Raw genomic sequence first — 13,827 nt, 5'->3', positions numbered from 1 at the left:
TATCCGGGAAGGCTTTATTGTACGGGATATCATCAAAGATACCCGGGAAGGCTTTGTTGTATGGGATATCAGCAAAGATATCCGGGAAGGCTTTGTTATACGGAATGTCAGAAATCCCTGGTGATATTCTGCAGCCATTTGTAACTCTTGTAATGCCGGTAGATAAAGGGCATCTTTACAAATTCGTCCAGACAGATAAGGAAATAAACCCACATAGGCGGAAGCTTCAGCAAAAAGGCGCTGATAAAGCCCAATGGAACTGCGAACAGCCACATATCAATAAAGTCACAGAGAAATCCCCATCGGGAATCACCGCCGGAGCGGAAGATACCGCAGATGACCGTGGTATTCATGGCCTGTCCCAGTACATAGTACATATTGATATAGAGCATGGTGCTCAGATATCCCTGCGCAGTGGGAGTCAGGTCAGCCATGTTCATAAACAGGGGACGCAGAAGGAAGATAATGATTCCCCCTACGATTCCGCTGATAAACGTGATCTTGCAGAACCGTGTGGAGTCCTCCTTCACAGTATCCATAAATCCCGCGCCTATGGATTTGCCAAGCAGGATGGCACCGGCATTGGCAAGGCCAAAGCAGACCACAGTACCCAGATTTCTGGCTACAATGACCACGGCGTTGGCAGCTACCATGTCGCTGCCCAGATGTCCCATGATCACAGAGTACATGGAAAACGCCACACCCCAGGAGACCTCATTGCCAAAGGCCGGAAGGGAATAGCGGATAAAATCTTTAAAGAGCAGTTTATGGCGCTCTATGATCGTTTTGGGCCGGAAACGTATGGTTTTAAAACGGCAGGCATCTAAAAGACAGATGGCAAGCTCCACACCTCTTGCTATGGTGGTGGCCATGGCGACACCTATGATCCCCATTCTGGGAAGCCCGAACAGCCCGAAAATAAATACCGCGTTCAATATAATATTCAGCCCCAAAGCGGACGCGTTGGTGGCAGTGGCAAAGATCACCCTCTCAATGGAGCGCATGGTGCACAGGTAAACCTGCGAAATGCTCATGAACAGGTAAGAGATGCCCACGATCCTCAGATAAGGAATGCCGGCAGCGATAAGCTCCTGGTCTGAGGTGAAGATCACCATGAGCAGTCTGGGAAAGAAACAGGCCAGCACAAAAAACAGGGAGGATATGAGGATGGATAACCGCATACCGATTCCCATGATCCGCTCTATGGTTTCTGTATCCTGTTTGCCCCAATACTGTGCTGCCAGCATAATAACACCGGAAGCGATGCCGGAATACACCAGGTTCAGGATAAACATGATCTGGCTTGCCAGGGAGCCGGCTGCCAGAGCAGTCTGGCTGACCCAGCCCAGCATGATCACATCGGCAGAGCTGACCGCTGTGGTGATCAGGTTCTGGATGACAATGGGCAGTGCCAGCCGGAACATGTCTTTATAAAAGGTTGATCGTCTTGTTGCTGCTATTTCCATTATGTAAGACCTCTCCAAATTTATATTGCATTTATGCATGCTAACTTTTAGTATAAAGGATTCTTATAAAAATGTCATACAATAATTGGAGAAAAATCTATAATATTTTGACTTGTTCTTGTTTTTGGGCAGGTTTTTGTCTATAATGAAAAAATGACGCGTTCTGTATACGGTGAATCGTAACTGTGAACAGCAACTTATGACTGCCAAGGGAGAGAGAAAATATGTATCAAGTATTGTTATTTGACCTGGACGGCACTTTGACTGCATCCGGGGAGGGAATCACAAGATCAGTCCAGTATGCGCTGCGTAAGCTGGGAAGAGAGGCTGAGGATCTGAAGGCTCTGGAAGTGTTTGTAGGCCCGCCTCTGCTGGAACAGTTTGTGCGCTACTGTGGTATGTCTGAGGAGGAGGCGGTTAAGGGTGTCCATTACTACAGGGAACGGTATAATGTGACAGGACTTTTTGAGAACCGCCCCTATGAAGGCATCAAGGAAATGCTGGAGACCCTGAACGGGAAGGGATATACACTGGGCGTGGCCTCCTCTAAGCCGGACGGATTGGTGAAACGGATCCTGGAACATTTCGGACTGACGGGATACTTTCAGGAAATCGTGGGCAGTGACCCGGATAAGATGAAAATGTCCAAGGCAGATGTCATTGAGATCATCCTTGACAGACTGGGATACCGGGACAGAAGAGAGGACGTTGTCATGATCGGGGACAGGAACCAGGATGTGAACGGTGCAAGACAGGCTGGTGTTTCCTGCATTGGAGTTACATACGGATACGGCAGTTATGAGGAGCTGTCAGAAGCCGGTGCGGACAAGATCGTGAAAAGTGTGAAAGAACTGGAAGAATACCTGCTGAAAGGCCAGTGAAAGGCAGGGAATAGCGCAGAAGCCTGAAACGGATACAGGGAAAAGAGGAATTACACATGAAAGTAAAGAAAATGTATGATATAGGAAAAGAGCTGTTTTCAACCCCGGCGTATCCGGGAGACCCGGTGCCGGGAAAAACACCTTACTATGAGATAGAAAAAGGAGATGCCTGTAATCTCACAGTGCTCACCATGGGAAGCCATAACGGTACACATTTAGACGCGCCAAAGCACTTTTGTGCAGGAAAGCACGGAGTGGACAGGATCCCCCTGGAAAAATGTATGGGAACCTGCAAAGTTGCAGACTTTACAGGTACAGTACAGGCAGAAGATATGGAGCGGATGCTTGCGGACGGCACGAAAAAGCTGCTTTTAAAAGGCCATATCCTGCTGACACCCCAAGCTGCATCTGTTTGTGCGGGGGCAGAACTGGATCTGATCGGTGTGGAGGACCAGACTGTAGGAGATCCGGATACCCAGAAGGAGATACATCGGATCCTTTTGGGGGCGGAGATCGTCATTGTAGAGGGGCTTGTATTGGGAGAGGTTCCCAAAGGAGCGTATTTTCTGGCAGCTCAGCCAATGAAAATGGCAGATTTGGACGGCTCACCTGTGCGTCCGGTCCTTATAGAAATGTAAAAAAATGGTGTCGGTATACAGCCGGCACCATTTTTTTTAATCTGCACCATGGTCTTATAGCTTCAGGATACCGTTTCCCCTTCCAGGGAGTTTGTGTCTGCACCCTCTCTTTTGGGATTGACCTGTGCCAGGATAATGGCAGCGAACATGAGAACACAGCCGATCATCTCTTTGGCAGACAGGTGCTGGTGAAGGATGACCCATCCCGCCAGAACGGAAACGACGGATTCCAGGCTTAAGATCAGGGAAGCAATGGTAGGATCACAGCCCTTTTGACCAATGATCTGGAAGGTATAGGCTACACCGCAGGAAAGGATTCCCGCATAGAGGATGGGCAGCCATGCCTGCAGAATATTGCTCATCTTCGGCGTTTCCAGAAGAAACATGGGAATCGCCGACAGAACAGCCGTCACAAAAAACTGGATACAGGAGAGTTTGGTTCCGCTCACCTTCGCTGAATAATGATCCACCACCATAATATGGATGGAAAAACAGAAGGAGCAGATCAAAATAAGAAAGTCTCCTTTGCTCAGGGAAAGGCTTCCTGTCATACACAGAAGATACAATCCCACCAGTGCGGTCACCACGCTGATCCAGATACGCAGTCCAGGCTTCCTTTTCATGAAAATACCGAGAATGGGCACAATGATGATATACAATGCGGTGATAAATCCCGCTTTACCCACAGTAGTATACTGAATGCCCACCTGCTGAAGAGAGGTGGATATAAATAGCATCAGGCCGCACAGACCGCCGCCTATGATCAAGTCACGGGGACGGTCAAGTGCCTGGGAGGACTGGTTCTTATCAGGGTCCTTCCGGGCATTTTTTCTGCCCAGAAGGAAAATGCAGGGGATGAGGACAAGACCGCCAAGCAGAGTTCTTACCATATTAAATGTATAGGGACCTACATAGTCCATGCCCACGCTCTGCGCCACAAAGGCCACTCCCCAGATGACTGCGGCGGTGAACAGCAGCATAAAATTTTTAGATTGTTTGGCTGTCATGTATATAAACTCCTTCTTTGACTGTTTGGTACCTTCATAGCTGCAGGCAAAACAGCAGCTGTTTTTTTACGCTTCCAGACTCTTATGGTATTCCTGCAGGGATTTCAAAGAGCCGTGTTCCTTACGGATGACCGCTGCAATGCCTTTGGCGCTTGCAAGCGCTGCGGACATGGTGGTCAGGTAAGGGATCTTCTTATTGATGGCGGTCTTTCTCAGGTATGAATCATCGTATTTACTCTGCTTTCCGGCAGGAGAGTTTACGATCAGGTCCACTTCCCCGTTTACCATAGCGTCGTAGATATTCGGACGGCCTTCCTGCAGTTTTTTGAGAATCTTGCAGGGAACCCCGTTTTCTGTGAAATACTGGCCGCAGCCTTCTGTGGATACAATGGTGAAGCCCAGCTCGTGAAGCTGTTTCGCAACTTCCAAAGCCTGTACACGGTCGCCTTTGTTCACACTTACCAGTGCATTGCCGGACAGCGGAAGCTTGGCACCTGCTGCCTCCTGTGCCTTATAGTACGCAAGACCAAAGGACTCACTCAGTCCCAGAACCTCGCCTGTGGAGCGCATTTCCGGTCCCAGAAGGGGGTCAACCTCAGGGAACATGTTGAATGGGAACACCGCTTCCTTCACACCGTAGTACGGATGTGCTTTTTCAGAGAAAGAAGTCACGTCAGGACGCTCCCCGGTCAGTTCGTATGCCATGAGCTTTGTGGCAATATTCGCCATGTTGATATTGCAGACCTTGGATACCAGAGGTACCGTACGGGATGCACGTGGGTTGGCTTCCAGAACGTAAACCTTACCCTCACAGATTGCGTACTGCATGTTCATCAGACCGACTACACCCATCTCACAGGCAATGGCTGTGGTGTACTGGCGGATGAGCTTTTTGTTCTCCTCAGAGATTTCCACGGACGGGATCACGCAGGCAGAGTCACCGGAGTGGACACCGGCCTGTTCGATATGCTGCATCACGGTAGGAACAAATGCGTTGGAACCGTCAGAGATGGCGTCCGTCTCACACTCCAGCGCGTTCTGCAGGAATCTGTCCATAAGGATGGGGCGTTCCGGCGTCACATCAATGGCTGCTGCCATGTAGTCGCGGAGCATATTGTCATCGTATACCACTTCCATTCCCCGGCCGCCCAGTACATAGGAAGGACGAACCATCATGGGATAGCCGATGCGGTGGGCGATTTCCAGAGCCTCATCCACATTGACTGCCATTCCGGACTCCGGCATGGGGATATCCAGCTTTTTCATCATAGCGTTGAACAGATCACGGTCCTCAGCCATATCAATGACAGCCGGGGAAGTACCCAGAATGTGAGCGCCGCGTCTCTCCAGTTCCGCCGCGATGTTGAGCGGAGTCTGGCCGCCAAACTGCACAATGACACCCAGGGGTTTTTCTTTATTGTAAATGGACATGACATCTTCCACGGTCAGCGGCTCAAAGTACAGCTTGTCTGAAGTGTCATAGTCTGTGGATACTGTCTCAGGGTTACAGTTGACCATGATGGTCTCAAAGCCCAGGTCGCGCAGTGTGAAGGCAGCGTGTACGCAGCAGTAGTCAAACTCAATACCCTGTCCGATCCTGTTTGGACCGCCGCCCAGGACCATGACCTTGCGGCCGTTTGATACAGGTGCTTTATCCTCCCCGTTGTAGGTGGAGTAGTAGTAGGCAGCAGGTTCTTCCACACCGCTTACCGGAACCGCATCCCAGCGTTCGTTCATACCCAGGGACTCTCTTCTTCGGAACAGTTCCCATTCATCCACATCCAGAAGCTGTGCCAGGTATTTGTCTGAGAATCCGTCTTTCTTAGCCTGGATCAGCAGTTCGTCAGGCAGATTGCCGCCGCGGCAGGCAAGGATCTTTTCCTCCAGGTCAACCAGTTCTTTCATCTGCTCCAGGAACCACATTTTGATACGGGTCATCTCATGCAGTTTGGTAAGAGGCGCACCCTTTCGGATGGCTTCGTAGAGAATAAACTGTCTCTCACTGGTAGGCTCGCTCAGTTTCAGGTACAGCTCGTCCAGGGAAAGCTCATGGAAGTCTTTTGCAAATCCAAGACCATAGCGGCCTTTTTCCAGGGAGCGGATGGCTTTCTGGAGTGCTTCCTTATAATTCTTGCCGATGGACATCACCTCACCCACAGCTTTCATCTGGGTGCCCAGTTTATCCTCCGCTTTTTTGAATTTTTCAAATGCCCAGCGTGCAAATTTTACAACCACATAGTCGCCGCACGGTTTATAATCTGCCAGAGAGCCTCCCTTATAATAAGGAATCTCTGAGAGAGTAAGCCCTGCAGCCAGCAGTGCGGATACATAGGCAATGGGGAAGCCCGTAGCCTTGGAAGCCAGTGCTGAGGAGCGGGAAGTCCTGGGGTTGATCTCAATGATGATGATACGGTCAGTCTTAGGATCATGAGCAAACTGCACATTGGTTCCGCCGATGACACCGATAGATTCCACGATGGCGTGTGCCTGTTTTTCCAGACGGTCCTGTACTTCCTGGGAAATGGTCAGCATAGGAGCGGAACAGAAGGAGTCACCTGTGTGCACGCCCATGGGGTCAATATTTTCTATGAAGCAAATGGAGATTTTCTTGCCTGTTGCATCGCGGACAACTTCCACTTCCAGCTCTTCCCATCCGATGACAGACTCCTCTATGAGGATCTGGTTTACCATAGATGCCGCAATACCGCGGGCTGCCACTTTGCGGAGTTCTTCCTCATTATATACAATGCCGCCGCCGGTGCCGCCCATGGTGTAGGCCGGACGGATGACACAGGGATATCCCAGTTCGGAAGCGATCTTCACTGCCTCCTCAACCGTATAGGCCGGTGCGCTTTTAGCCATCTCGATTCCCAGTTCATTCATAGCCTCTTTGAAAGCGATACGGTCCTCGCCGCGGTTGATGGCGTCAACCTGAACGCCGATGACTTCTACTTTATATTTTTCTAAAACGCCTGCGTTGTACAGCTCTTCACAGAGGTTCAGTCCGGACTGTCCGCCCAGGTTGGGAAGCAGGGCATCCGGTCTTTCCTTGTCAATGATCTCTGTGAGACGGTCCACGTTCAGCGGTTCGATGTAAGTAACGTCAGCTGTTGCCGGGTCTGTCATAATGGTTGCCGGGTTGGAATTGACCAGTACGATCTCATAGCCCAGGCTTTTCAATGCTTTACATGCCTGTGTTCCTGAATAGTCAAATTCGCAGGCCTGTCCGATGATGATAGGGCCGGAACCGATGATCAGAATTTTGTGAATGTCATTTCTCTTTGGCATAGCTATCCTCCATTTTTCTTTGTGCTTTATAATCCGCCATGGAAATTTGGCGGAACATGATAATAGAAGGCCTGTATTTTACCATCCACAGCCACTATCCCGCGAGGTGTTTTTATGCGCCTGCGCATGAAAATCCCGAGATAGCCAGCGCGATATGGAGCAGAATGTTCCATATCTGTGCATCGCAAAACGCGTTACTATTCACAGAACTGCGTTTTTTGCAGGGCTGTGAATAGTAACGCCTGTGTATCACGCCTTCATCAGGGACAATTATAGCATAGTCCTATATTTTGCCGCAAGTATAAATAGCCCGAAAAATGTAGATAAAATTTGCAGTTTGCTGTATACTTTACAGGAAACCTGTATCCGTTTTCCGTATACAGGTGTAAAAGATCAGAAAAGGAGTGGCAGCTATGGAGATGAAAAATAGCTGCCAGGAGTGAAACACATATGATAGCAGATAAAGAAGAAATCCATATTGGACAGGCGATCGTACATATTCTGGACTCCACAGTGGGGATGCCGGTTCTGTCTGACAAGGTACTTGACTATGGTTCCGATTTTGCGGACTTTTTAAAAGCCCATATTTTCAGGATCGATACCAGTGACGAGATACGGAGCTGCAGCTTTTCGGAGGAAGAATCCACCATATATAAATATGTGGAAGAATATGATACGGAAAATTTTGTTGAGATCTCCAAGAAAATTGCCCAGGAACTTTTTACGATCATGAACCAGAATATTGAAATCCCCCCGGCAGACCTTCTGGTGGCGGAGTACCAGGTGGACAGGCATAACTATCTGGCGCTCTTGAAGATGAATTACCGTACCTCCTATACACACCTGACCAATGCGGACCCCTGGGGCAACAACAATGACATTATCATGCAGAAAGCCATCCTTCCGGGGGAGACACAGAAGCTTTCCGAGGCCGCCCTGCTGGATCTGGGTGCGCCCCAATATGTGCGTCTGGTGGAGAAAAAGTATGACGTGAGCGGTGTGAAGACGAACTATTTTTCAAAACTGTTCTTAAAATGCCAGGGCTCCCTGTCAGCCAAGACCCGGCTTTCTATTGTAAATAAAGCAGTGACGGATGTGCAGAAGAAATATTACAATGAGTCCGAGCAGTTTGAGGTGCAGATGGAGACCAAGAGCATTATCAACCAGGAGCTTTCCAGCGAGGGTATTCTGGATGTGCCTGTGGTGATGGACAAGATCTTTAAAGAACATCCCCAGATGCGGGAGGAAGTGCAGGAAAAACTGGAGAAATACAATCTGGCAGAGACCCGTGTGGAACCCCAGAACCCGACTACCACCAAAAAATTCACAAAACAACACCTGCTCACAGACACGGGAATTGAGCTTAAAATTCCTATGGAGGAGTACAATAATAAGGATAAAGTGGAATTTATCACCAATCCGGATGGTACGATCTCAGTTCTCATAAAAAACATAGGAAGTATTGAGAGTCGTTAGTCAAAGACCCCGCCGCAAGCATCGGGGCATCAAATTTGCAGCACAGCGAGCTGCGGGGTCTTTGACCCTCGCGGCAGTCGCCAAATACCCATGCGAGCAACGAGCCAAATACCCATGCAAGCATGGCTACTTGGCTCGTTGCTCGCATGGGTATTTGGCTCGTTGCTCGCGGAAATAAAATTGTGGCGTTTTATCAGACATTATGATACAATATTTCAGCCGGAGAAGGAAGAATCCGGTAAAAAAATAAAGAGGTTGAGGAAATGGAAAGAGAAAAATTTTCTTCCAGGCTGGGTTTTATCCTGATATCCGCAGGATGTGCCATCGGCCTTGGAAATGTATGGCGTTTTCCCTATATAACGGGAAAGTACGGCGGTGCGGCGTTCGTGCTGATCTATTTGTTCTTTCTGATCGTTTTAGGACTGCCCATCATGGTCATGGAATTTGCCGTGGGCAGAGCCAGTCAGAAAAGTATTGCCACATCCTTCAATGTGCTTGAGAAAAAAGGCAGCAAATGGCATGTTTACCGGTATTTCGGTATGGCAGGCAACTATCTGCTGATGATGTTCTACACAACCATTGGCGGCTGGATGCTGGCCTATTTTGTAAAAATGGTGAAAGGCGACTTCGCCGGACTTGACACCGAGGGGGTCAGCGCTGCGTTCGGAAGTCTTTCTACAGATATGCCACAAATGATCTTCTGGATGATCTTGATCGTTATCATCGGTTTTGCGGTTTGTTCCATGGGCCTCCAGAAGGGTGTGGAGAAGATCACAAAAATCATGATGGTGGTGCTGCTGGCTTTGATGGTGCTGCTGGCTGTGCGTTCCTGCACACTGGAGGGCGCGTCGGAGGGACTTAGATTCTATCTGCTGCCTGATTTCGGCAAGCTGACGGAGTATAAGATTCAGGAAGTTATCTTCGCGGCCATGGGACAGGCCTTCTTTACCCTGAGTCTTGGGATCGGTGCCCTGGCAATCTTCGGAAGCTACATTGGCAAAGACCATAAGCTTACCGGTGAGGCTGTCAGCATTACGATCCTGGATACCATGGTAGCGCTTATTGCCGGTCTGATCATTTTTCCGGCGTGTTCTGCCTTCCAGGTAAATCCGGGGGAAGGTCCGGGCCTTGTGTTTGTCACTTTGCCGAATGTGTTTAATGCCATGAAAGGCGGAAGATTCTGGGGTTCCCTGTTCTTCTTATTTATGTCCTTTGCGGCGCTGTCCACCATTATTGCCGTGTTCCAGAATATCATTTCCTTTGCACAGGATCTGTGGGACTGGAGTGTAAAAAAGGCAGCTCTTATAAACGGCATTGCCATATTCCTGCTGTCCCTGCCCTGTATTTTCGGAATGACAATCTGGAGTGATCTCACTATTTTAGGCAAAGATATCATGGGATTTGAAGATTTCCTGGTCAGCAATAATCTGCTTCCCTTAGGTTCCCTGGTGTATCTTCTGTTCTGTGTGACCAGATACGGATGGGGCTGGAAAAACTTCCTGAAAGAAGCCAACACAGGAGAAGGCATAGCTTTTCCAAAGAAAATAAAAGTTTATCTTACATTTATCCTGCCGGTCATTGTGCTTTTTATCTTTATTCAGGGATATTGGAGCCTCTTTCAGAGTTTATAGAAAATTCCCTTGAAATCAGTAAATTTTACAGGTATACTAGGGATAGAATAAAAATCTGAGTTATTGTTCACACGCCACAGTCCGGCGGAGTGCTGCCGGGTTTGGGGACGGACCATAACAGATCTGACAGACAGAGATATGCCACGGCTGCAGATGCTGTACCGATTAGGGATGATTTTCGGCATATAATAATAGGAGAATGTATATGGAACATATAATGTTGACAAAACTGCGTGACGCGGGATGTGACGTGAATGGCACACTGGAGCGTTTTATGAACAATGAAATGCTGTGCATGAAGTTTTTGAAAAAGTTTCCTCAGGATGAAACTTTCATGGAAATGAAGAATGCTTTCGCCCAGGGGGATGCCGAGGAATTTTTTAAAGCAGCCCATACCATGAAAGGTGTTTCCGGCAATCTGGGGCTCAGCAGCCTCTATAATGAGATGCAGCCCGCAGTGGAGAAGAGCAGAAGAGGCGAACTCCCCTCAAAAGAGGATATGGACATAATTGAAAAGCAGTATCATGAGATAATAAAGATCATCAGAGAAAATGAAGAGTGAAGAGGAATGACAGATGAAGAGAATTTTACTGAAACTCAGCGGAGAGGCACTGGCAGGCCCTAAGAAAACAGGGTTTGATGAGGCGACAGTCATGGAGGTTGCCCGCCAGGTAAAAGTTCTGGTGGATGAGGGCATCCAGGTGGGCATTGTCATCGGAGGCGGCAACTTCTGGAGAGGCCGTACCAGCGAGAACATTGACAGGACCAAAGCAGACCAGATCGGGATGCTTGCCACAGTTATGAACTGTATCTATGTGTCTGAGATCTTCCGCACGGCTGGCATGAGGACCAGCGTCCTGACCCCGTTTGAATGCGGTTCCTTTACAAAGTTATTTTCCAAGGACCGTGTCAATAAATACTTCGACCGCGGCATGGTTGTCTTTATGGCAGGCGGTACAGGCCACCCCTATTTTTCAACAGATACGGCCACGGTACTTCGCGCAGTGGAGATTGAAGCTGACATGATCTTTCTGGCAAAGGCTGTGGACGGCGTGTATGACAGTGATCCCAAAAGCAATCCGGATGCCAGGAAGTATGATGAGGTGGGCATCCAGGAAGTTATAGATAAAAAGCTGGCTGTTGTGGATATGACTGCGTCCATCCTCTGTATGGAAAACAAAATGCCCATGCTGGTGTTCGGACTGAATGAAAAAGACAGTATCGTGAATACCGCGCACGGTAAATTCACGGGAACAAAAGTATTAGTATAATCTGGGAGGAAATGAGAATGGCAACAGATGAAAGAATCGCAAAATATGAAGATAAGATGAACAAAACAATGGATGCCCTGGTAAAAGAACTGGGAACGATCCGTGCCGGACGTGCAAATCCGCATATTCTGGATAAAATCACCGTAGACTATTATGGGGCACCTACACCTCTGCAGCAGGTGGCAAATGTAACAGTACCGGAACCCAGAATGATCCAGATCCAGCCGTGGGAGTCTTCCCTGATCAAAGTGATCGAAAAAGCGATCCTGGTTTCTGACCTGGGGATCAACCCGAACAATGACGGCAAGTCTATCCGTCTGGTTCTGCCTGAGCTTACAGAAGAGCGCAGAAAAGAGCTGGTAAAGGACGTGAAGAAAAAAGGGGAGGCTGCTAAGGTAGCTGTCCGCAATATCCGCCGCGATGCCAACGAGGCATTTAAAAAACTGGCAAAACAGGATGTATCTGAGGATGAGATCAAGGAGCTGGAGGAGGATATCCAGAAACTGACAGATAAATTCGGCAAGAACATTGATAAAACAGTGGAAGAAAAATCCAAAGAAATCTTAACAGTATAAATTAGAATCAAGAGGGGCACATACAAGAAAAAGGTATTGTGCCTCTTTTATGCGTAGGAGGAGAAAAACATGGTGATTCCAAATCATGTGGCGATCATTCTGGATGGCAATGGCCGCTGGGCCAAAGCCAAAGGAATGCCAAGAACATACGGGCATGTGAAAGGCTGCGAGAATCTGGAAAAAATATGTTCCATAGCCAAGGAACTGGGAGTGAAATATCTTACGGTCTTTGCCTTTTCCACTGAAAACTGGAAGCGTTCCAAAGATGAGGTGGACGGTCTGATGAAGCTGTTCCGCAATTATATGAAAAAATGCCTGAAAATAGCAAGGGACAACAAGATGCGGGTCCGTGTGATCGGGGAACCATCTGTTTTTGATGAAGACCTGCAGGCAAGGATCCGGGAACTGGAGGAGTATTCCAGCCAGTTTGACGAACTGCATTTCCAGATCGCGCTGAATTACGGCAGCAGGGATGAGTTAAAGAGAGCGGTGCAGGATTTAGCCAGGGATGTAAAAAAGGGTGTGCTGGACCCGGAACTGATCACAGAGGATACCATATCCGCATATCTGGATACAAAAGGCCTGCCGGACCCGGATCTGCTGATCCGCACCAGCGGGGAGGAACGCCTTTCCAATTTCCTCATGTGGCAGCTTGCTTACACGGAGTTTTATTTTACAGATGTGGCATGGCCTGATTTTAATAAGGCAGAGTTTGAAAAGGCAATACAGAAATTCAATCAGAGAGACCGCAGATACGGCGGCGTGAAGGAGGAGTGATCATGTTCAAGACAAGGCTGTTAAGCGGAATTGTGCTGGTCCTCATTGCCCTTGCCACCATTATTCCGGGAGGGATCGTGCTCTTTGCCACACTTGTTGCCATCTCCATGATCGGTATGCAGGAACTTTATAAAGCCATGAAGGTGCAGGAAAACGGAGTGGGAAGCCTGGAGCTTGTGGGATATGCGGGGGCAGTGATCTACTATCTGACCCTTCTGTTTGAGAAGGAGGAGTTCTCCCTCATTGCTGTTTTATTTGCGCTGGTCCTCATTATGTCTGTGTATGTATTTACATACCCAAAATACCATGCGGACCAGATCATGGCTGCTATGTTTGGAGTCCTATATGTGGCAGTCATGCTTTCTTATATCTATAAGACCAGGAATCTGGAAGGCGGCGCATGGCTTGTGGGACTTATCTTTTTAAGTTCCTGGGGCAGCGACACCTGTGCTTACTGCGTGGGAATGCTGATCGGAAAGCACAAGATGGCTCCTGTGCTGAGTCCGAAAAAGTCTGTGGAAGGCGGCGTGGGCGGTGTCCTGGGAGCAGCCCTGCTGGGTGCTCTTTACGCGGTGGTGATCGCAAAGTGGAATCCTGCTTCCGGCCATACAGCGCTTATGTACGCCCTGATCTGTGCTGTGGGTGCTCTGATCTCCATGGTTGGGGATTTGGCGGCATCTGCGATCAAGAGAAACAAAGAGATAAAGGATTACGGCAGACTGATCCCGGGACACGGCGGTATTCTGGACCGTTTTGACAGTGTGATATTCACGGCACCGTTCATCTATTTCCTGGCAAATGTGCTGCTGTAAATGAG

12 protein-coding genes are annotated in these 13,827 nt (G+C 48.7%); 9 read left to right on the top strand and 3 right to left on the bottom strand.

The genetic code is table 11. The annotated features are described in order from the left end of the window. Positions 1 to 107: 107 nt before the first annotated feature. Positions 108 to 1,466, bottom strand: a complete 1,359-nt coding sequence (locus tag C6P39_RS26050; RefSeq protein WP_095172603.1) for an MATE family efflux transporter — start codon at positions 1,464 to 1,466, stop codon at positions 108 to 110. Between the two features lie 224 nt (positions 1,467 to 1,690). Here C6P39_RS26050 and C6P39_RS26045 point away from each other — a divergent pair, with 224 nt between their 5' ends. Further along, positions 1,691 to 2,347 (top strand): HAD-IA family hydrolase, encoded by a 657-nt coding sequence (locus tag C6P39_RS26045; protein WP_104805683.1) that lies wholly within the window; start codon positions 1,691 to 1,693, stop codon positions 2,345 to 2,347. Between the two features lie 56 nt (positions 2,348 to 2,403). Further along, positions 2,404 to 2,985 (top strand): cyclase family protein, encoded by a 582-nt coding sequence (locus C6P39_RS26040; protein ID WP_095172605.1) that lies wholly within the window; start codon positions 2,404 to 2,406, stop codon positions 2,983 to 2,985. A 62-nt stretch (positions 2,986 to 3,047) separates the two neighbouring features. On the opposite strand, the gene C6P39_RS26035 is transcribed toward C6P39_RS26040, so the two are convergent. Next, positions 3,048 to 3,992 carry a DMT family transporter gene (locus tag C6P39_RS26035; protein WP_104805682.1) on the bottom strand — a complete coding sequence of 315 codons (945 nt, stop codon included), beginning with the start codon at positions 3,990 to 3,992 and terminating at the stop codon, positions 3,048 to 3,050. 66 nt (positions 3,993 to 4,058) lie between these two features. Further along, positions 4,059 to 7,280 carry a carbamoyl-phosphate synthase large subunit gene (carB, locus tag C6P39_RS26030; protein WP_095172607.1) on the bottom strand — a complete coding sequence of 1,074 codons (3,222 nt, stop codon included), beginning with the start codon at positions 7,278 to 7,280 and terminating at the stop codon, positions 4,059 to 4,061. 450 nt (positions 7,281 to 7,730) lie between these two features. Between carB and C6P39_RS26025 the strand changes: the two genes are divergently transcribed. The 7 genes from C6P39_RS26025 to C6P39_RS25995 all read left to right on the top strand — a co-directional run bounded on the left by C6P39_RS26025 (position 7,731) and on the right by C6P39_RS25995 (position 13,822). Next, positions 7,731 to 8,756 carry a nucleoid-associated protein gene (locus C6P39_RS26025; protein ID WP_095172608.1) on the top strand — a complete coding sequence of 342 codons (1,026 nt, stop codon included), beginning with the start codon at positions 7,731 to 7,733 and terminating at the stop codon, positions 8,754 to 8,756. Between the two features lie 263 nt (positions 8,757 to 9,019). After that, complete coding sequence (locus C6P39_RS26020) at positions 9,020 to 10,387, top strand: sodium-dependent transporter (protein WP_095172609.1); 1,368 nt, start codon at positions 9,020 to 9,022, stop codon at positions 10,385 to 10,387. Positions 10,388 to 10,592: 205 nt separating this feature from the next. Then, positions 10,593 to 10,949 carry an Hpt domain-containing protein gene (locus C6P39_RS26015; protein ID WP_095172610.1) on the top strand — a complete coding sequence of 119 codons (357 nt, stop codon included), beginning with the start codon at positions 10,593 to 10,595 and terminating at the stop codon, positions 10,947 to 10,949. Between the two features lie 13 nt (positions 10,950 to 10,962). Further along, the gene (gene pyrH, locus C6P39_RS26010) at positions 10,963 to 11,658 is read left to right on the top strand and encodes a UMP kinase (RefSeq protein ID WP_104805681.1); all 696 of its coding nucleotides are present in this window, start codon (positions 10,963 to 10,965) and stop codon (positions 11,656 to 11,658) included. Positions 11,659 to 11,675: 17 nt separating this feature from the next. Next, on the top strand, positions 11,676 to 12,233 hold the full coding sequence (gene frr, locus C6P39_RS26005) for a ribosome recycling factor (protein WP_104805680.1): 558 nt from the start codon (positions 11,676 to 11,678) through the stop codon (positions 12,231 to 12,233). Positions 12,234 to 12,302: 69 nt separating this feature from the next. Continuing rightward, the gene (locus C6P39_RS26000) at positions 12,303 to 13,010 is read left to right on the top strand and encodes an isoprenyl transferase (protein ID WP_104805679.1); all 708 of its coding nucleotides are present in this window, start codon (positions 12,303 to 12,305) and stop codon (positions 13,008 to 13,010) included. 2 nt (positions 13,011 to 13,012) lie between these two features. Further along, a complete protein-coding gene (locus C6P39_RS25995; RefSeq protein ID WP_095172614.1) occupies positions 13,013 to 13,822 on the top strand; it encodes a phosphatidate cytidylyltransferase in 810 nt (269 codons plus the stop codon). The last annotated feature ends 5 nt before the right edge of the window (positions 13,823 to 13,827 follow it).

This window comes from Blautia marasmi (assembly GCF_900258535.1).
Classification (GTDB): Bacteria; Bacillota; Clostridia; order Lachnospirales; family Lachnospiraceae; genus Blautia; species Blautia hominis.
The sequence above is the reverse complement of the archived record's forward strand: the minus strand, read 5'-3'. Positions and strand labels throughout refer to the sequence as shown.

What these genes read in the sequence shown, in the direction of transcription:
- carB (WP_095172607.1), bottom strand. Translation starts at nt 7,280, where the DNA reads ATGCCAAAGAGAAATGACATTCACAAAATTCTGATCATCGGTTCCGGC.
- C6P39_RS26020 (WP_095172609.1), top strand. Translation starts at nt 9,020, where the DNA reads ATGGAAAGAGAAAAATTTTCTTCCAGGCTGGGTTTTATCCTGATATCC.
- C6P39_RS26040 (WP_095172605.1), top strand. Translation starts at nt 2,404, where the DNA reads ATGAAAGTAAAGAAAATGTATGATATAGGAAAAGAGCTGTTTTCAACC.
- C6P39_RS26015 (WP_095172610.1), top strand. Translation starts at nt 10,593, where the DNA reads ATGGAACATATAATGTTGACAAAACTGCGTGACGCGGGATGTGACGTG.
- frr (WP_104805680.1), top strand. Translation starts at nt 11,676, where the DNA reads ATGGCAACAGATGAAAGAATCGCAAAATATGAAGATAAGATGAACAAA.
- pyrH (WP_104805681.1), top strand. Translation starts at nt 10,963, where the DNA reads ATGAAGAGAATTTTACTGAAACTCAGCGGAGAGGCACTGGCAGGCCCT.
- C6P39_RS26000 (WP_104805679.1), top strand. Translation starts at nt 12,303, where the DNA reads ATGGTGATTCCAAATCATGTGGCGATCATTCTGGATGGCAATGGCCGC.
- C6P39_RS26035 (WP_104805682.1), bottom strand. Translation starts at nt 3,992, where the DNA reads ATGACAGCCAAACAATCTAAAAATTTTATGCTGCTGTTCACCGCCGCA.
- C6P39_RS25995 (WP_095172614.1), top strand. Translation starts at nt 13,013, where the DNA reads ATGTTCAAGACAAGGCTGTTAAGCGGAATTGTGCTGGTCCTCATTGCC.
- C6P39_RS26045 (WP_104805683.1), top strand. Translation starts at nt 1,691, where the DNA reads ATGTATCAAGTATTGTTATTTGACCTGGACGGCACTTTGACTGCATCC.
- C6P39_RS26050 (WP_095172603.1), bottom strand. Translation starts at nt 1,466, where the DNA reads ATGGAAATAGCAGCAACAAGACGATCAACCTTTTATAAAGACATGTTC.
- C6P39_RS26025 (WP_095172608.1), top strand. Translation starts at nt 7,731, where the DNA reads ATGATAGCAGATAAAGAAGAAATCCATATTGGACAGGCGATCGTACAT.